This window comes from Corynebacterium tuscaniense (genome assembly GCF_008693065.1).
Lineage (GTDB): Bacteria > Actinomycetota > Actinomycetes > Mycobacteriales > Mycobacteriaceae > Corynebacterium > Corynebacterium tuscaniense.
Map to the genome: position 1 here is coordinate 1 of NZ_VXKH01000006.1, position 17263 is coordinate 17263.

The following is a 17263-nucleotide window of genomic DNA, read 5'->3' on the forward strand; positions in this document are numbered from 1 at the left end:
CCGGCCCCCAGGGCGGTTACGGCTCGCAGTACGCGGGTAGCCCATACGGTGCGCCGGGGCAGCCTGGGCAGCCTGGGCAGCACGGCCTCTACGGCGGCGCTGGTTACCAGAACCCGTACCCGGGTATGCCACAACAGGCGAATGGGGATAAGCCGAATGCCGCGGGCATTATCGCTTTGATCCTCGCAGTTTTCGGTTTCATTCTCGCCTGCATTCCGGTTATCCAGGTCATCGGCTGGTTCGTGCTGTTTGTGGCATTCGTGCTGGGTATTGTTGGCTTGGTCATTCAGTCCAAATCGAAGGCGCCGGCCATTGCGGCGATTGTCACCTCGGTTATAGGTGGCATCGTAGGAACGATTGTGTCCCTGGGAATTCTCGGCGCCGCACTGGGCCCGGATGACCCTAAGCCGACTCCCACTCAGCCAAGTGCTACGAAGAGCACCAAGGCTCCCGCTTCCACAGCGAGCTCAGCAGCAAAGCCGTCGACCGAAAAGAAGCCGACTCCGAGTGGTGACCACAAGGGCACCCGCGAAGATCCGTACGCATTGGGGACCTCGTTTGAGAGTAATGACTGGGTACTCACAGTGAACTCGGTGGATTTGGACGCGCACGGCAAGGTTATGGCGGAGAACGAATTCAACGATGATCCGGGCCCAGACAAAGAGTACATCTTGATCAATGTGACGATGGAGTACACGGGTGGCAATCCGGAAGGCGAGAGCGAGTTCCTGGATATTGAATATGTCGCTGAAGACGGCAACACCTACACGTGGACGGACTACACCACAGTTGTTCCGGATGACCTGGAGATGTACAAGACTTTGTACAAGGGTGGCAAGGAGACCGGCAACATCGGTATCGCAGTTCCGAAGGACGCGAAGGACCGTGGTGTCCTGTCCGTTCGCGCGGGCTTCGAAGGCAGCAAGACCTTTGTAGCTGTGAAATAGAGGCTCGATATTGCGCCCCCGGCTCCATCATGGAACCGGGGGCATTGTTGTGAAAGCATCAACGACAGGCGGTTTTAGACCGTCTTGCAGGGGTAATTCACTTAGGTTCATCTAACCAACCAAAGGTTGACACCCTTCGGGGTGAGCCTGGTGGGGGTGACCGAAAATAGGGGTTGAAAGTGGGAAACTTCACATCTCCGGATGGGGGCAGTGAGACAAGTGGTGTCAGAGTTGCCGGGTGGGAGAGAAACGACAGCGCAATGGGGGTAATTGCGGGGGAATTTGTAGAGGGGTAGGGGAGCGTCGAAAAGCGACGGCGATGAGACGAGCGAGAAACGGGGCAAAGAGTGGTGAGAAGCGGGGGTAATCGCGGGAAACGAACCTGTTCGACTCGTGGGAAACCTCAGAGAAACCGTAGAGTTAAATCGACACTGGAGGTGCCATGACTGTAAAAAACGCAGATCGTGACGCAATTCGTCACGGCAAAATTACTGAGGAGCCGCTGCGTGAGCGGCCCGGAGTGCCTACCTGGGCGCTCAAGCTCATCATGGCCGTGACCGGCCTGTTCTTCTTCTTGTTCGTCATCGGCCACATGGTCGGTAACCTCAAGATCTTCATGCCGGACCACGGCGCGCAGCCGGCTATCGATGAGTACGGTGAATTCCTACGCACGATGGGCCAGCCCCTTTTCCCAGGTGAGTCGCTGCTGTGGATCATCCGCATCGTGCTACTTACCTGCCTGGTGCTGCACGTGTGGGGTGCATTTGCCCTGCACGGTCGCTCTCGAAAGTCACGCGGTAAGTTCCGCCGTACCAACCTTATGGGTGGACTGCAGTCCACCGCTGCCCGCTGGATGCTGGTGACCGGCGTGATCCTGCTGCTGTTCATCATCTTCCACCTGTTGGATCTGACCATTGGTGAGGTTGTGGCCTCCGACAGCTTCGTCGCAGGCTCAATCAAGGCCAACATGATCGCCACATTCGATCCTGCTCGCTGGCCGGTCACCCTGTTCTACGTGGTGGCAATGCTCGCACTTTTCATGCACCTCACCCACGGTGTGTACCTGGCTGTGTCTGACCTGGGCTGGCTGGGCAAGCGAGGCCACGCGATCATGGTTGTCCTGGCCTACTGGATCCCCGCCATCGTTGTGATTGCCAACATTGCGATGCCACTGGCTATCGCATTCGGATTGGTGTCTTAGGAACTGCTGGAGGAACGTCAATGACTACTGCAACTAACCCGGCTACTGATGCCGGCAAGAAGGACTTCACTAACCCGCAGTCCAAGGCCAAGGGTGTAACCCCGGGCAGCATCCTGGAGAACAATGAGCCCAAGGGCATCCCGATGCGCGATATGTGGAGCTACCAGAAGGACCACATGGAGCTGGTCTCCCCGCTGAACCGTCGTAAGTTCACAGTCATCGTTGTTGGTACCGGCCTGTCCGGTGGTGCTGCAGCAGCCGCACTCGGCGAGCTGGGCTACAACGTGAAGAACTTCACGTACCACGACGCTCCGCGCCGTGCGCACTCCATTGCTGCTCAGGGTGGCGTTAACTCCGCCCGCGGCAAGAAGGTGGATAACGACGGTGCGTACCGCCACACCAAGGACACCGTCAAGGGCGGCGACTACCGCTGCCGTGAGTCCGACTGCTGGCGCCTTGCTGTTGAGTCGGTCCGCGTGATCGACCACATGAACGCGATCGGTGCACCGTTCGCTCGTGAGTACGGTGGCACCCTGGCCACCCGTTCATTCGGTGGTGTGCAGGTCTCCCGTACCTACTACACCCGTGGCCAAACAGGTCAGCAGCTCCAGCTGTCCACGGCATCTGCGCTGCAGCGCCAGATCCACCTGGGCAACGTGGAGATCTTCACCCACAACGACCTCGTCGACTTCATCATCACTGAGAAGGACGGCAAGAAGCGGTGCCGTGGCATTGTCACCCGTAACCTGATTACCGGCGAACTGGTGCCGTTCACGGGCCACGCTGTGGTGCTCGCTACCGGTGGTTACGGCAACGTGTACCACAAGACCACGCTGGCGAAGAACTCCAATGCGTCTGCCATCATGCGCGCATACGAGCATGGTGCTTACCTTGCATCCCCGGCCTTTGTGCAATTCCACCCGACGGGTCTTCCGGTCAACGCTAAGTGGCAGGCCAAGACGACCCTGATGTCGGAGTCCCTGCGTAATGACGGCCGTATTTGGGTGCCAAAGAAGCAGGGCGACGATCGTCCGGCAAACGAGATTCCGGAAGAGGATCGTGACTACTTCTTGGAGCGCCGCTACCCGGCCTTCGGCAACCTGGTCCCGCGTGATGTTGCTTCCCGCGCTATCTCCCAGGAGATCAACGCTGGCCGCGGTGTTGGTGCGCTGCACAACGCTGCGTACCTGGACTTCGCAGACGCCATCGAGCGTCTGGGCAAGGACACCATCAAGGAGCGCTACTCGAACCTGTTCGAGATGTACTTCGACTCCGTTGGTGAGGACCCGTACGAGTCCCCGATGCTCATTGCGCCGACCGTCCACTTCACCATGGGTGGCCTGTGGACCGACTTCAATGAGATGACCTCCATCGACGGCCTGTTCGCCGCCGGTGAGTGCTCCTGGACCTACCACGGTGCAAACCGCCTGGGTGCAAACTCGCTGCTGTCCGCTTCCGTTGACGGCTGGTTCACCTTGCCGTTCACGGTTCCGAACTACCTCGCTGGTCACCTGAACGAGCAGCTGCTCGAGCTGGAGGCGCCTGAGGTTACCTCAGCTGTCGCCCGTGCCCAGGAACACATTGACCGTCTGATGAACATCAACGGCTCTGACCCGCACGGCCCGGACCACTACCACGAGCAGCTCGGCGCGATCCTCTACGAATCGTGCGGTGTTGCACGTAACGTGGAGCTCATGGAGAAGGGCCTCAAGGCTGTCCGCGAACTGCGCCGAGACTTCTGGGCAAACGTGAACATTCCGGGCGACGCAATGGACATGAATCAGACCCTGGAGAATGCCCTCCGTGTGGCGGACTACATTAACCTAGGTGAGCTCATGATCATTGATGCCCTGGACCGCGATGAGTCTTGTGGTGCGCACTACCGCGAAGACCACCTCTCCGAGGATGGTGAGGCAGAGCGTGATGATGAGAACTGGTGCTTCGTCTCCGCTTGGGAGCCGGCTGGTGAGGAGAAGTTTGTCCGCCACGCTGAGCCTCTGTACTTCGATTCGATCCCGCTGATGACAAGGAACTACAAGTAATGAAACTGACACTTGAGATCTGGCGTCAGGCCGGACCCGACGCTGAAGGATCCTTCGAGACCGTCCAGGTGGATGACGCTGTTGAACAGATGTCCATCCTGGAGCTGTTGGATCACGTGAACAATGCCCGCGTTGAGGAAGGTAAGGAGCCTTTCACCTTCGCCTCTGATTGCCGTGAGGGCATCTGTGGTACCTGCGGTCTGTCCGTGAATGGTCGCCCGCATGGTGCGGGCCAGAACATCACTGCCTGCCTGCAGCGCCTGTTCAACTACAAGGACGGCGACACGCTGAAGATTGAGCCGTTCCGCTCCGCTGCATTCCCGGTGATCAAGGACCTCACCGTGGACCGCTCCGCACTGGACCGTGTCATGCAGCAGGGTGGCTACGTCTCCATCCAGGCTGGTACCGCTCCGGATGCAGATACCCTGCACGTCAACCATGAGACTGCTGAGAAGGCACTCGACTTCGCTGCCTGCATCGGCTGTGGTGCTTGTGTGGCTGCCTGCCCGAACGGTGCTGCGCACCTGTTCACCGGTGCTAAGCTGAGCCACCTGAAGCTCCTGCCACTGGGCAAGGAGGAGCGCGGTAAACGTGCTCGTCAGATGGTTGATGAGTTGGAGACGAACTTCGGCCACTGCACCCTCTTCGGTGAGTGTGCAGATGTCTGCCCGGCTGGTATCCCGCTTGAGGCTGTCGGCGCTGTCAACCGTGAGCGTGCCCGCGCGGCATTCCGCGGTAAGGATGACTAGGGTTTGCCCTAGAGGAAGAGAGGAATTTCCATGAGTGGACACCACGGACCCGCACCTGTTGCGGATCGTTCCATTGAGACCTTCCCGGAGTACGGCCAGGCAATCCACGATAATTACATTGAGGGCTATGACCCGGTTTCGCTGGGTGCACCGCACTCTTCGTTGATGCGTAACTCGACCTGGGTTGGCATGGGCTTGATGCTTGCTTCGCTGGCTGGCATGGGCACGCTGATCTACGGCGCTGGAACTCACATCTGGGGCCATGGTGCTTCGGATGACATCACCAACACGCTTCTCATCGCTGGTGCGGTGATGACTGTGGTGATGGTGATTGGTTCGATTGTGCTGATCACGGTTGGTCGTAAGGACTACAAGGCGTACCGCAAGGAGACTGGTCGCCGTAACTAACGGAGCCACGGTAGCCTGAACAGGGAAACCTCCCACTTGACGTGTGTAAACGTGAGTGGGAGGTTTCTTTGCGCTTTAATCAATCTATGGCCAAAAAGTCCCTTGATAGTCCTTCCATCGCGTCGCAGGGGTCGGCGTTTCCAGGCGTTGACCCGGAGAAGGAAGCACAGCAACGTCGTGCGTTGCGGTTTTATAAGTCGTTGATGACGGGCTTGCTCGTTATTGCGGCGATTATTTTTGTGGTGTGTACGTGGTGGTTGGACCATGTGGATGGAACTGTTGCATGGTGGGTGGGGCTTGTGCGGGCAGGCGCTGAGGCTGGCATGGTTGGTGGGTTGGCGGATTGGTTTGCTGTGGCGGCGCTGTTCCGGCACCCGATGGGTCTTCCTATTCCCCATACGGCTTTGGTGCCGCGGAAGAAGGATCAGATTGGGGATTCTTTGTCGGAGTTTGTGGGGGAGAACTTTTTGAATGCGCAGTTGATCACGGAGAAGGTTTCTGAGGCGAATCTGCCAGAGAAAATTGGTGCGTGGTTGGCTCATCCGGAGAATGCGGGGAAGGTTTCGGATCGGGTCGGACGTTTTACGGCGAATGCTGTGGGGGCGATTGATCGAGCGGATGCAGAGGCGCTGATTAATCAGCAGGTGATTGGCCGGTTTACGGAGCCTGCGTGGGGTCCTCCGTTGGGGCGGATGCTGGACTCTTTGATTGAGGATGGCAAGGTTGAGCCGGTTGTGCAGGAGATCATTTCGTGGGGCCGCCGCAAGGTGGGGGAGATGGAGTCCGGGGTGGTCACCTTGATCGATGAGCGTATGCCGCGCTGGGCGCCGCGCTTTGCGAAGGAGCTCGTCGGGGAGCGTGTGTACCGCGAGTTGGTCGATTTTATGGCGGAGGTGGATACGGATCCGCGGCATGACGCTCGTCGTGCGATTCGTCGTTTGTTGTCGCAGTTTGCGCAGGATCTTCAGTTTGATGCGGCGATGATCACGCGGGTCGAGGGTCTGAAGCAGGACATTATGGGTTCGTGGGCCGCCGCGAATGTTGCGGGGGAGATGTGGGATGCGGTCTCGCAGTCGCTTATCGACGCCGCCGTCGACCCCTCCTCCCTCCTCCGTCGCCGCGTGGCGGAATTGGCTCAGGAGTGGGGTGAACGCATCAATACTGATGCGGAACTCCGGGAGAATTTGGACCGTCGGATTGAAGGTGCAGCGCGTTTCATCGCGGACCATTATGCGAATGACATTACGGCGATCATTTCGGAAACGGTGAAGCGCTGGGATGCTAAAGAGGCTTCGGAGAAGATTGAACTGATGGTGGGGAAGGATTTGCAGTTCATTCGTATGAACGGCACGATTGTCGGTTCGCTGGCCGGCATTGCCATTTACACGGTGAGCCACTTCCTGCTCTAAGCTCGAACGCAGTACCAAGTGTGAGACCTTTAGCCACTCCCGAATGTAGAAAGGGCTTGACCCCGCTATGACCTTGTTCCAGCTCTCGAATCTTCCGCTTGAGGCGTGGATCATGATTGCGCCGACGTTGCTGCGCCAGTTCGTCATGGCGCTCGTGGGTATCGCAGGCCTTGTGGGTGCGGGGATGGCGAGTGTCACGCGCGATGACGCTTTCACTGCGGCGGACCGTATGCAGAAGTGGGCGTGGACGGCCATCCTCGCGGGCAGTGGTATCGCCTGTTTGAGCGGTTTCGGTTTCCTTGGTCTGATTGGGTGCGTGTTCATCGGTATTTACTTCTTCGATGTGCGCCCGCAGATCAACAACATCTTGCGCGGTAATTACGGCTGGTAATCAGGCGTGGAGATTTCCGCAGAGGATGTAGCGTGGCTTTCGAAGCGTATTGGCGTCTTCGACCCCGGGGCGAAAGCGCCATCAGATAGCTTTATTGTGCAGGACCCCCAGGCAGGTATCGTCGTCGAACCCACTGGCGTGGCTAGCGCAGTAGCGCCGGTGATCGCACTGGTGGGGTGGCCAACGGGACGCCATCATAGCCTCATCAAGGCTGCGGAGGCACGCATGGCGGTGCAAGAGGGCGCAACGGAGATCTGGCTTGCGGTGGATCTGGATTTGCTCGCTACCGACACCAGCGCTGTGCTGGCGGACATCATCGCGGTGAGTCAAGTGGTGGATGAGCCGGCGCGGCTGGGGGTGGTGTGTACGGGGGACGTCGATAAGCAAAAAATTGAAGCTCTTGTACGCATTGCGGAACGCGCGGATGTAGCTGTCCTTGCAGTGGCTGCGGGCGTGGGGCTCCCAGATACGACCTGCGAGCTAGTGGTCTACGGCGTGAGCACACTTGAGGGGGCGGTGGATGCGCTTTACGCCGGCGCGAAGCGCGTGTTTGCTACACCTGCAGCTCGTTGAAGTGGACGTTTTCCCCGATGATGGTTACCGCAAAACCGCCATCAACCACATCAAAGCGTTCAATCTTCATGGTGCCAACTACCTGGTCATTCAGGCCACGCTTAAGCGCAACGCTGACGGCGTCTGAGAAGAAGTCAGGCAAAGTGCGGCCCAAAAGCTCGGTAGACACGGCCTCAAACACGGGCTGGCCATTCTGAATATTCGGGCGCAGCTCCACGGCAAAAGCACCGTTGGAAAAAGTGATGGTGAAGGTACTGTTATCCGGGTTTGCCTGGACGTTGGTGACGCTGAGAATCTGGGTGTAGCCGGGAAATGAATCGTCGCCGGACTCCTCCAGTGATGCACCGAGTTCGCGCTGAAGCATGTCGCGGACAACTGCTTGCGGCAATATGGTGTGCACCTCCACGCGGTCGGCCCGGGGGTCATCGGGGTCAAGAATGAACCCAGTCGCGTTAATCTTCGCGGACGGAGTTCCCGCGATATAGGTGCTATCGGGGGTGAGTGTGGACGGGAGGTCCAGGTTAATGTGGTGGATTTTTCCGGTGGCCAGTCCGAATAATACGGGTTGTGCGCCGAAGTAGACCTTGGGCTCACGCTCCACGGTCACGGACTCCGGCGCACTATCGAGGAAACTGGTTTTGATTTGCTGCGCGATGAACACTCGGAGGGATATTTCCGCAAGGAAGAACAACGCGACTAGCGCAGCAAGGATGCCAAGAAGAAACTTGAGGCCTCGGCGTGATTTCGTGCGCGTCATGAGACGATATTGTCCATCACACACTTGCCAGCACCACTAATGCCACCTGCAAACAACCTGTGAGGTTGCTGGTTGCTTGTGTGAAGTGGTGTGGCGAAGAGGGGATTAGAGGTTCTCGTTGATCCACTTCTCGGTGAGCTCGCCCTCTTGGTTAAACAGGTCACCTAGGGCCTCGCCGACCTTTGGTTCAATAGCCGGGCCCATGAAGGGAATGTTCACGGAAACCTCGTTGTCGTAGGTGAGTGTGGTGGTCTCACCAGAGCCAGTGAGCTTGATGGTGCCACCGAAGTCCACCGGGGTGCCCTTGACGTCAGCGGTGTAGGACACCTCGGCTGCCTCTCCCTCGAGTGTGCCGATGTTGACTACGCGCTTGACTTTGAGCGCCTGGGAAACCATAGATTGCACGGCCTCCGGCAGGAGCGTAGTGGGCAGAACCTCAAAGAGGGTGACGGAGGTGTCAGTGAATTCGTTGACCTCGCCTGGCTCGGGCGATAGGTTTGCGGCGATGAACTCCCAGTATGCGCGGGAGGAGTATGCCTCGTGCACCTTTGCTGCAGGTTGGTTGATGGTCACGGTGTTTTCGCTATGAGTTGCCATGCCAAACAGACTACCGTTGTTTGGGTGCATCAACATTCATCGACTCCACCGGCGGAGAAAATCGACGGCGTGCGTTTAGCGGACCTGACTACGTTGCGTGTGGGAGGTTCCCCGCGCCACGCGTATCGCGCCCGCACTTCTGAAGAGCTTGCGCGCACAGTGTCGCTTATCGACGCCGCCCGCACCCCCCTCCTCATCGTCGGCGGTGGCTCCAACCTCGTTGTAGCGGAGGGCGATCTTGATCTTGTTGTGGTGATCGCCGCCAATGACACTATTGAGGTGAATGCCGATGGTGTGCCGGGGCTTGTCCGTGCCGGCGCGGGTGCTGTGTGGGATGACGTTGTCGCCGCCACGGTGGAGGCGGGACTGTCCGGTATTGAAACCCTGTCTGGCATCCCCGGTTCCGCGGGTGCCACGCCGGTGCAGAACGTGGGTGCCTACGGTGCGGAAGTCTCCGACGTGCTCACCCGCGTTCACTTGTACAACCGCGAGACGGGCGTGACGGAGTGGGTTCCGGCCAGCTCCCTCGACCTGGCCTACCGTTATTCCAACCTGAAATTCACCGGTCGTGCTGCAGTCTTGGATGTCGAGATGCAGCTCACTCCCACCGGTTCGGAGGGCTTGTCCATCCCACTACGCCATCTGGACGGCGAGCGCCTTCCGCTTGTCGAGGCCCGCGAGGAAATCCTCCGCGTCCGCGCCTCCAAAGGCATGGTCCTCGATCCGGCGGACCATGACACATGGTCTGCCGGCTCCTTCTTCACTAACCCCGTCGTCTCGGTGGCTATCGCCGATGAAGTTGCCAGCAAGGTTGGCGCGGACGCTGCCACCATGCCGCGCTACCCCCAGCCCGATGGGATGGTGAAGATTTCTGCCGCCTGGATCATTGAGCGCGCTGGCTTCCCCCGTGGTTTCCCTGGTGCCGATGCCTCTGCTCGCCTGTCCACCAAGCACACCCTGGCGCTGACTAACCGCGGATCTGCTACCGCGGACGACATCGTTGCCCTAGCCCGCACCATCCGCGACGGAGTGCGTGACCATTTCGGGGTCACTTTGGTGCCTGAGCCGGTGTGGGTGGGGGTTTTTCTCGACTAGCTCGCGGGCAGGCCTTCGGGTTGGTTTGACTATGTGCCGCATCGCCCGTTCGCGTCCTGGGCTTTTGGTGTGCGCACGGTGACATAGTCAAACCAGTGTCACAGCCAACGAAGACAGAGCCCCTTCCCGCAGCGTGTGAACGGGAAGAGGCTCAGTGGGGCAGAACTAGGAGCTAGTTGTTCTGCTTACCCTTCTCAATCTGCTCCTCAGTGGGTTCCTCCGGGGTTCCTGCGGAGTTCTCACCGTCAGCTGCTGTGCCGGCATTGAGGCGGTTGATCAGGGATTCCTGCACCTCACGGCGGCGGATCTTGCCAGTCATGTCGCGGTTGAGTTCCTCGAAGTGGTAGAAGGTGCGCGGCACCTTGTATGCGGTGAGGCGCTTACGTGCGTAGTCCTGCAGGCCCTTCGGGTCGAGGGCTGCACCTTCGGCGAGGGTGATACAGGCAACAACATCCTCGGAGCCATCATCGCGCGGGCGGCCTACGACGGCGATGTCTTCGATGTCACGGTGTTCACGCATGACGTTTTCCACCTCATCCGGGTAGACGTTGAAGCCGCCGGTGATGATCATCTCCTTGATGCGGGAGACCAGGCGGAGCCAGCCGTCCTCTTCCATGACGCCCATGTCGCCGGTGCGGAAGTAGCCGTCCACAAAAGCCTTCTCAGTGGCCTCCGGCTTGTTCAGATAGCCTTTCATCACCTGTGGTCCCTTGACCACGAGCTCACCAGGTTCGCCGTCCGGCATGAGTTCGGTTGGATTGTCGGGGTTGACAATGCGCACGAGGGTGTTTGGGAACGGGATGCCGATGTAGCCGGGGCGGCGGTTGCCGTCCATGGGGTTCGCAGTCACAATCGGTGAGGTCTCGGTCAGGCCGTAGCCCTCCACAAGGTTTCCGCCAGTGACTTTCTCCCATGCCTCAACAGTGGAAACTGGCAGGGTGGAAGCACCGGAGAAGGAGTTGCGGATGCTGTCTAGCGTGGTGCCGTTTTTGATGGCGGACTGGCTGATGCGCTGGTACAGGGTGGGCACGCCCGGCATCCAGGTGGGCGGGTTCTTCTTCATTGCATCCTGGATGAGGTCGGGCTCTGGTGCCGGCAGCAGGATGATTTCGCCGCCGACCATGATGCCCAAGCCGAGGTTGAGGGCGAGACCATAGACGTGGAAGAGCGGCAGGACGGCGAAGATCTTCTCGTCCGTGCTGCCCAGGTCCTTCACCCACGCCTTACCGGCCTTCATCTGGTGGTTGAAGTTGCCGTGGGTAATCTGTGCGCCCTTTGGCTCACCGGTGGTGCCGGAGGTGTACAGGATCACGGCAGTGGTGTCTTGGTCAATGTCCGGGCGAGCAAGATCATGCCCTTCGCCACCAATGGCGGAGGACAGCAGCATCTCAAATGCGATGGTGTCTGGTGCCGGGCCGGATAGCTTGTTGCGGGATTCGCGCAGCTTCTTTACCGGAACGTACTTGAGGGCGAGCTCCATGTATTTTGGCATGGCTTTGGTCATGTCCACCGAGACGATGGTTTCCAGTGGGGTGTCCTTGCGCAGGCCAGCAAGGTTTCCGGCTGCCTTGTCCCACATGATGGCCACACGTGCGCCATGATCTTGGAACTGGCCGCGCAGCTCGTGTTCGGTGTAAAGCGGGTTGTGTGCAACAGCGGATGCGCCCAGCTTCAATACAGCGATGAAGGAGATAACAAACTGTGGACAGTTCGGCATGACCAGTGCGACGCGGTCGCCTGGGCGGACACCAAAGGCCTGGAGGCCAGCGGCACAGCTGCGAATCTGACGGTCAAGCTCGGCGTAGGTGGTGGTTTTGCCGAAGAAGTACAGAGCGCTCTTGTGGGATTTCTTGGCCAACGTTTCGTCGTAAATATCCAAGATGGTGTCATCGCCGAGTTCTACCTCCGGCGGTGTCCACTCTGCGTAGCTGGATAGCCAGGCTTTTTCTTCGAATGCCGACATTATTGTCTGCCCTCCACATTTGTTATGGATTGATTTACTTCCGTGGAGTATATATGTGATCCGCAAGCTATGGGGCCAAATATGTAATTTAAATCACGCAACCTTCGTCTGTTGTGCGTGTAACACCCACGCGCTAGGATGATGGGCCACAGCGGGCTGTAGAGGGCGCCGCGCATCTCCTAGGAGTGATTTTCCCGTGACGCACTCGCACGACCATTTTCAACGCAAGAACCGTGATCGGACTGCTGATCCGAGTGATCAAGGGGCGTATAGGCGGTTTGCCCATAACGGATTAGGGGAGTGGGTTCCAGAGGTCGAGTCCCCGCGTGGGGCGCAGACTGCTCCACGCCCGCAATCAGCGCGACCAGCACAGCCGACGCAATCCCCCCGAACAGTGGAATCGCCGAAAGTAGCGCAAGCGCCGAAATTAACGCAATCAGAGAAAGCGCCACGGTTGGCCCAATCGGGGAAATCCTCACTACGAGAAGAACCAGCGAAAGCACCACGTCTAACGCGACCGGCGAAACCCCCTCAGCCAACAAAACCAGGGAAAGCGCCACGACTGGCCCAACCGGGGAAACCCTCACAATTAGCGGACCTAGCGAAAACGCCACGACCAGGGAAAGCACCGCAGCCAGCTAAACTAGCGCAACCAGCGGAGCCTGTGATTCATGCACCAAATTCAGGAGTCGAGGGGCCACGGAAGCTGGACGGTAGGGTTGTGGTCAATCCTGTAAAAACTCCCCCGAAGTCTGGCTGGCGCAAGCTTGTGTATGAGCTAACAGCGGGGCGGGTGAATCCGGGGCCTTCTCAGCGTGAGCAGGAAGAAGATGCGTTAACGGAGAAGATCCGCACCCCACTGCGGGGCGATTACCGGATTGCGGTGATGTCGTTGAAGGGTGGCGTCGGTAAAACAACTACAACGGTGGCGTTGGGGTCTGTGTTGGCTGAAATGCGCGGGGATCGCGTGATCGCTATTGATGCGAACCCGGATTTTGGCACTCTTGCGCAGCGCGTGGCGGCGGACGCGGCGGGTGATGCGACTATCCGGGATTTGTTGAGTGCACCTGACACGGAGCGATATGGGCAAGTGCGGGCCTTCACAACGCAGGGCTCTACGCGTTTGGATGTGATTGGCAGTGAGCGTGACCCGGCGGTGTCGGAAGCATTCAGTGAGGAGGATTACCGGCATGCGGTGGATATTTTGCAGCACCACTACAACCTTATCCTCACGGATTGTGGGACGGGACTGATGCACTCGGCCATGGCGGGTGTACTGGATTTGGCAAACATGTTGGTGTTGGTGACCTCACCAGCCTTGGATGGAGCGCAATCGGCGGCGGCCACGTTGGATTGGTTGAGTTTGCATGGCTACGACCGGCTGGCGGCGAATGCTGTGGTGGTTGTGTCGGCCCAGTCCCCCAAGGTGCCGGTGTGTATGGATAGTGTGGTGGGGCATTTTGCTGCCCGCACTCGGGCTGTGCATGTTATTCCGTATGACTCGCATTTGGCCGAGGGGTCGGTTGTTGATGTGGCTCGGATGAACCCGCGCACATTACGCGCCTACAAGGAGTTGGCGGCCACGCTTGCTGCGGATTTCCGCCAGTGGCACAAGCATGCGCGGTGAGCATACATTCACATGTGGTGAATGATGGCTAGGCTGGGGGACCATGCGCGTAGCCATGTTGTCCATGCACACGTCCCCACTTGAACAGCCAGGGTCCGGTGATGCTGGCGGTATGAACGTTTATGTGCTGAATATCGCGCGTGAACTTGCCGCTACCGGTGTGAAAGTGGATGTGTATACCCGTGCCACTCGGCCAAGCCAGGGGGATGTGGTGCAGGTGTGTGAGAACCTGCGCGTGATCAACATTGTGGCGGGCCCGTATGAAGGGCTGGCCAAAGAGGAACTGCCTACTCAGCTAGCGGCTTTTGCTGGTGGAATCGTGCAATTCACGCGCGAAGAGGGACTGGAGTATGACCTCTTTCATTCCCACTACTGGTTGTCTGGTCAGGTGGGGTGGCTGTTGCGGGACCTTGTTCGCGTACCACTGATCCACACTGGACACACGTGGGCCGCGGTGAAGAACGCAGCCCGCCTGGGTGTGGGGTCGGCGGATGATGCGGATTCGCCGGAGACAGAAGCACGGCGTATTTGTGAGCAGCAGTTGGTGGATAACGCCGAAGTTCTGGTGGTGAATACGCCCGATGAGATCACGCAGTTGGGTCGGCATTATGACGCGGACCCTGCCCGCATCCGCGTTGTCACTCCGGGTGCAGATACGCGGATGTTCACACCGGGCACGAACCGGAACACGGAGGTAGCGCGCCGCCATCTGGGTATTCCGCTGGACAGCAAGGTGATTGCTTTTGTTGGGCGGCTCCAGGAATTCAAGGGGCCACAGGTGCTCATTCGTGCGGTTGCGGAGCTGCTGGAGCGGGATCCGGATAGCAATGTGCGCGCCATCATTTGCGGTGGTGCGTCCGGTGCGGATGCTTCCGTGGATTATTACCGCGCGATGGCCCATAAGCTTGGCGTGGGCCGTAAGATTCGTTTCCTCGGTCCGCGTCCGCCGGAGGAACTCGTGCAGATCTACCAGGCGGCGGACGTCGTCGCGGTGCCCAGCTACAACGAGTCATTCGGGCTTGTTGCTATTGAGGCGCAGGCGACAGGCACCCCAGTCGTGGCGGCACGTGCGGGTGGCTTGCCTATCGCGGTGTCAGACGGGGAAACCGGTGTGCTGGTGGATGGCCATGACCCGGTTGATTGGGCTGATGCTTTAGAGCAGTTGCTTATCGACGACACTGGGCGCATCACCATGGCCGAAGCCGCCGTCGAACGCGCAGCACAGTTCAGTTGGGCTGCCTCCGCGGCGGCACTTTCCCAGGTGTACGGCGAGGCTGTAGAAGGATTTGAGCCCACTCCACGACGGCGTGCAGTGGGCAATTAAAGGCGGGAATTAGTATCCGAGTTCATCGAACGCGGCGTAGATCCCGGTGTTCACAATGTTGTTGATGTGAGCCCCGGCATAGTTACCCACGGCGTTGGCGAGGGTGTTGCCGGCATCAGCGATCTGTTCATGTGGCACGCCTGCAATAGCAGCGACGGTACCCAGGACAGCGAAGTCGCGCAGGTCCCTAGCGATCACGCCGGCATCAGCGGTCGCGCTAGCTACTGCTTGATCGAACTGCTCGCGTGGCGTCGGTTGCGCAATCATCTCCGGGGGAACGTCCGGGTTGTGCTCAGCGAAGTACTGGTTGAACTCAGCTTCCTCTTCCTTGATGGACACGAAGTCAGCGCGGTTTGCATTCGGCGCAGCAGGCGTGAAGTGGTCATTCACCGTTCCGGCGGGCAGTGCATAGGCGGATTCAATCGCACGGTCGGCGCGCTGCGCAGTACCCAATGGGCCAAAGCCGAGCGAGGTTACGCCGATGATCTGCCCGGTGTTCGGATCGTAGTTCACACCGCCGGAATCACCAGTGCCGTAGCCCAGGTTCAGGGACCACACGTTGTTGGCTGTGTAGAACAACTGGACACCGCAGGTGCGGCCCTTCGTAGAGCCATCCTTGCACATCGGCTGCGCGAAGTTATCCAGGGCAATCTCACCCGGCGCAAGAGAACGGTACGTGCGCACACCAGTCAAAGTGACGGGAGTGCTGGGGCCACGGTTGAACTGATCGCGGGAGGAGGCGGAGCCGTCGGCCGCAGCACCGTCGTCAAGCACCACAATGCCCCAGTCTTCCGCGCGCAAAGCTTTCTGTGCGGACTGGCCGAGCGTGTCGTATCCGCTGGGCAGACCGTTGGTGTGCACAAGGTCGATAGCGCCGATTTTTTTGTAACCTCCACGCACGGGTGCGTCGACGGTACTACCCATGAACATGCCGCTGATGTCCTCAGCGGCGAGGCAGTGACCGGCGGAGACCATGATGCGCTGCGTTGTGCCATCCGGAAGCGTCACAGTGCCCACGGGCCCCTGGCTGCACACGCGAGCGAGCATGTGAGGGTGCACGTCAAGTCCGGTGATCTCCTTAAATGAGGCATTGCCGGGGCCAAACGGGGCCGTTGCGTCGTAGGGGCGCAGACGCATCGGGGCACCGGGAGCAGCAATGGCGGGGCTGGACACTGCTCCTTGATCACTCGTTGGCGCGGCAGCGGCAGTAGGGGCCTGGGTGGCGGGAATGAGGCTACACAGGACGGAGAAAACAATGGCGGGGGAGGCAAAACGACGCAAATTCACACCAGACAATCTAGACCACAAGGGGGACATCCGGGGAATAAAGGTCCCGATGAGTTTTTGCACTACCCCATTTCGGTAGTGGAACCCCGTTCCACCGGCGGAGAAGCCGATGTTTTGGCATGCTTGACGGTATGAGTAACGGAAAGCTAGTCCTCGTTCGTCACGGACAAAGTAAGTGGAATGAGTCCAACCAGTTCACCGGCTGGGTGGATGTGGATTTGACGGATAAAGGTGTGCAGGAAGCCATCAACGCCGGCAAGCTGATGGCTGAGAAAGGTGTCCTCCCGGACATCGTGTTCACTTCGCTTTTGCGTCGCGCTATCCGCACCGCCAATATTTCCTTGAACGCGGCTGACCGCCACTGGATTCCGGTTGTGCGCAACTGGCGTTTGAATGAGCGCCATTACGGCAAGCTCCAAGGTTTGAACAAGGCTGAGATCCGCGACAAGTTCGGTGAGGAACAGTTCATGTCGTGGCGCCGCTCCTACGACACCCCGCCGCCGGAGATTGACCTGGATGACCAGTACGCGCAGACGAATGATCCGCGCTACGCATTCCTGCCGGAGGTCCCGCGCACGGAGTGTCTGAAGGATGTTGTGGAGCGTTTCCTGCCTTACTACATCGACGTGATCCTCCCACAGGTGCTTGATGGCAAGACGGTCATGGTCGCAGCCCATGGCAATTCCCTGCGTGCATTGGTGAAGTACCTGGACAACATCTCCGATGAGGACATCGCGGGGCTGAATATTCCAACCGGTATGCCGCTTGTGTATGAGATTGATGGCAAGGGCAAGGTGCTGAACCACGGTGGCACCTACCTTGACCCGGAGGCTGCAGCTGCCGGTGCTGCTGCTGTTGCGAACCAGGGCAACAAATAAAGCCTGTTTGTCCTG

At 59.1% G+C, this 17263-nt stretch carries 16 protein-coding genes; 12 read left to right on the plus strand and 4 right to left on the minus strand.

From position 1 onward, the window contains the following. The 8 genes from F4V54_RS02800 to F4V54_RS02835 form a co-directional block, all read left to right on the plus strand. Window positions 1-947: DUF4352 domain-containing protein (locus F4V54_RS02800; protein ID WP_150386170.1), on the plus strand; the 947-nt coding region annotated here is incomplete at its 5' end. A gap of 442 nt (window positions 948-1389) precedes the next feature. Next, window positions 1390-2148, plus strand: coding sequence for a succinate dehydrogenase cytochrome b subunit (locus F4V54_RS02805; RefSeq protein WP_034663087.1), 759 nt, complete (start codon window positions 1390-1392; stop codon window positions 2146-2148). A gap of 20 nt (window positions 2149-2168) precedes the next feature. Then, window positions 2169-4190 (plus strand): fumarate reductase/succinate dehydrogenase flavoprotein subunit, encoded by a 2022-nt coding sequence (locus tag F4V54_RS02810; RefSeq protein ID WP_034663085.1) that lies wholly within the window; start codon window positions 2169-2171, stop codon window positions 4188-4190. Then, window positions 4190-4939, plus strand: coding sequence for a succinate dehydrogenase/fumarate reductase iron-sulfur subunit (locus tag F4V54_RS02815; protein ID WP_034663082.1), 750 nt, complete (start codon window positions 4190-4192; stop codon window positions 4937-4939). The genes F4V54_RS02810 and F4V54_RS02815 overlap by 1 nt, the downstream gene beginning before the upstream one ends. A gap of 30 nt (window positions 4940-4969) precedes the next feature. After that, window positions 4970-5347, plus strand: coding sequence for a hypothetical protein (locus F4V54_RS02820; protein ID WP_034663079.1), 378 nt, complete (start codon window positions 4970-4972; stop codon window positions 5345-5347). An 86-nt stretch (window positions 5348-5433) separates the two neighbouring features. Beyond that, the gene (locus F4V54_RS02825; RefSeq protein ID WP_150386171.1) at window positions 5434-6756 is read left to right on the plus strand and encodes a DUF445 domain-containing protein; all 1323 of its coding nucleotides are present in this window, start codon (window positions 5434-5436) and stop codon (window positions 6754-6756) included. Window positions 6757-6823: 67 nt separating this feature from the next. Continuing rightward, window positions 6824-7147 (plus strand): DUF2516 family protein, encoded by a 324-nt coding sequence (locus tag F4V54_RS02830; protein WP_373277193.1) that lies wholly within the window; start codon window positions 6824-6826, stop codon window positions 7145-7147. 6 nt (window positions 7148-7153) lie between these two features. Continuing rightward, window positions 7154-7720: a hypothetical protein gene (locus tag F4V54_RS02835; RefSeq protein ID WP_150386172.1), complete on the plus strand. Its 567-nt coding sequence runs from the start codon at window positions 7154-7156 to the stop codon at window positions 7718-7720. Here F4V54_RS02835 and F4V54_RS02840 read toward each other — a convergent pair. Continuing rightward, a complete protein-coding gene (locus F4V54_RS02840; RefSeq protein WP_034663074.1) occupies window positions 7701-8477 on the minus strand; it encodes an LmeA family phospholipid-binding protein in 777 nt (258 codons plus the stop codon). The two genes, F4V54_RS02835 and F4V54_RS02840, sit on opposite strands and share 20 nt — an antisense overlap. Window positions 8478-8582: 105 nt before the next feature. Beyond that, window positions 8583-9074, minus strand: a complete 492-nt coding sequence (locus F4V54_RS02845) for a DUF2505 domain-containing protein (protein WP_034663178.1) — start codon at window positions 9072-9074, stop codon at window positions 8583-8585. On the opposite strand from F4V54_RS02845, the gene F4V54_RS02850 reads away from it, so the two are divergent. Then, window positions 9063-10169 (plus strand): UDP-N-acetylmuramate dehydrogenase, encoded by a 1107-nt coding sequence (locus F4V54_RS02850; protein WP_150386173.1) that lies wholly within the window; start codon window positions 9063-9065, stop codon window positions 10167-10169. The two genes, F4V54_RS02845 and F4V54_RS02850, sit on opposite strands and share 12 nt — an antisense overlap. 172 nt (window positions 10170-10341) lie before the next feature. Here F4V54_RS02850 and F4V54_RS02855 read toward each other — a convergent pair whose 3' ends face one another. Then, entirely contained in the window at window positions 10342-12132 is a 1791-nt protein-coding gene (locus tag F4V54_RS02855) for a long-chain-fatty-acid--CoA ligase (protein ID WP_249041213.1), read from the minus strand. A gap of 721 nt (window positions 12133-12853) precedes the next feature. Here F4V54_RS02855 and F4V54_RS02860 point away from each other — a divergent pair. Continuing rightward, window positions 12854-13759, plus strand: a complete 906-nt coding sequence (locus F4V54_RS02860; protein WP_346265112.1) for a MinD/ParA family ATP-binding protein — start codon at window positions 12854-12856, stop codon at window positions 13757-13759. A 43-nt stretch (window positions 13760-13802) separates the two neighbouring features. Next, window positions 13803-15083, plus strand: coding sequence for a D-inositol-3-phosphate glycosyltransferase (mshA, locus tag F4V54_RS02865; protein ID WP_150386175.1), 1281 nt, complete (start codon window positions 13803-13805; stop codon window positions 15081-15083). A gap of 9 nt (window positions 15084-15092) precedes the next feature. On the opposite strand, the gene F4V54_RS02870 is transcribed toward mshA, so the two are convergent. Beyond that, the gene (locus F4V54_RS02870) at window positions 15093-16370 is read right to left on the minus strand and encodes a chymotrypsin family serine protease (RefSeq protein WP_150386176.1); all 1278 of its coding nucleotides are present in this window, start codon (window positions 16368-16370) and stop codon (window positions 15093-15095) included. 131 nt (window positions 16371-16501) lie between these two features. Here F4V54_RS02870 and F4V54_RS02875 point away from each other — a divergent pair, with 131 nt between their 5' ends. Then, complete coding sequence (locus F4V54_RS02875; protein WP_150386177.1) at window positions 16502-17248, plus strand: phosphoglyceromutase; 747 nt, start codon at window positions 16502-16504, stop codon at window positions 17246-17248. Window positions 17249-17263 lie beyond the last annotated feature (15 nt).

Bases quoted from the DNA above. Each gene is read 5' to 3' on its own strand.
- F4V54_RS02805 (WP_034663087.1), top strand. From the start codon at position 1,390: ATGACTGTAAAAAACGCAGATCGTGACGCAATTCGTCACGGCAAAATT.
- F4V54_RS02810 (WP_034663085.1), top strand. From the start codon at position 2,169: ATGACTACTGCAACTAACCCGGCTACTGATGCCGGCAAGAAGGACTTC.
- F4V54_RS02815 (WP_034663082.1), top strand. From the start codon at position 4,190: ATGAAACTGACACTTGAGATCTGGCGTCAGGCCGGACCCGACGCTGAA.
- F4V54_RS02820 (WP_034663079.1), top strand. From the start codon at position 4,970: ATGAGTGGACACCACGGACCCGCACCTGTTGCGGATCGTTCCATTGAG.
- F4V54_RS02825 (WP_150386171.1), top strand. From the start codon at position 5,434: ATGGCCAAAAAGTCCCTTGATAGTCCTTCCATCGCGTCGCAGGGGTCG.
- F4V54_RS02830 (WP_373277193.1), top strand. From the start codon at position 6,824: ATGACCTTGTTCCAGCTCTCGAATCTTCCGCTTGAGGCGTGGATCATG.
- F4V54_RS02840 (WP_034663074.1), bottom strand. From the start codon at position 8,477: ATGACGCGCACGAAATCACGCCGAGGCCTCAAGTTTCTTCTTGGCATC.
- F4V54_RS02850 (WP_150386173.1), top strand. From the start codon at position 9,063: ATGAGTTGCCATGCCAAACAGACTACCGTTGTTTGGGTGCATCAACAT.
- F4V54_RS02845 (WP_034663178.1), bottom strand. From the start codon at position 9,074: ATGGCAACTCATAGCGAAAACACCGTGACCATCAACCAACCTGCAGCA.
- F4V54_RS02855 (WP_249041213.1), bottom strand. From the start codon at position 12,132: ATGTCGGCATTCGAAGAAAAAGCCTGGCTATCCAGCTACGCAGAGTGG.
- mshA (WP_150386175.1), top strand. From the start codon at position 13,803: ATGCGCGTAGCCATGTTGTCCATGCACACGTCCCCACTTGAACAGCCA.
- F4V54_RS02875 (WP_150386177.1), top strand. From the start codon at position 16,502: ATGAGTAACGGAAAGCTAGTCCTCGTTCGTCACGGACAAAGTAAGTGG.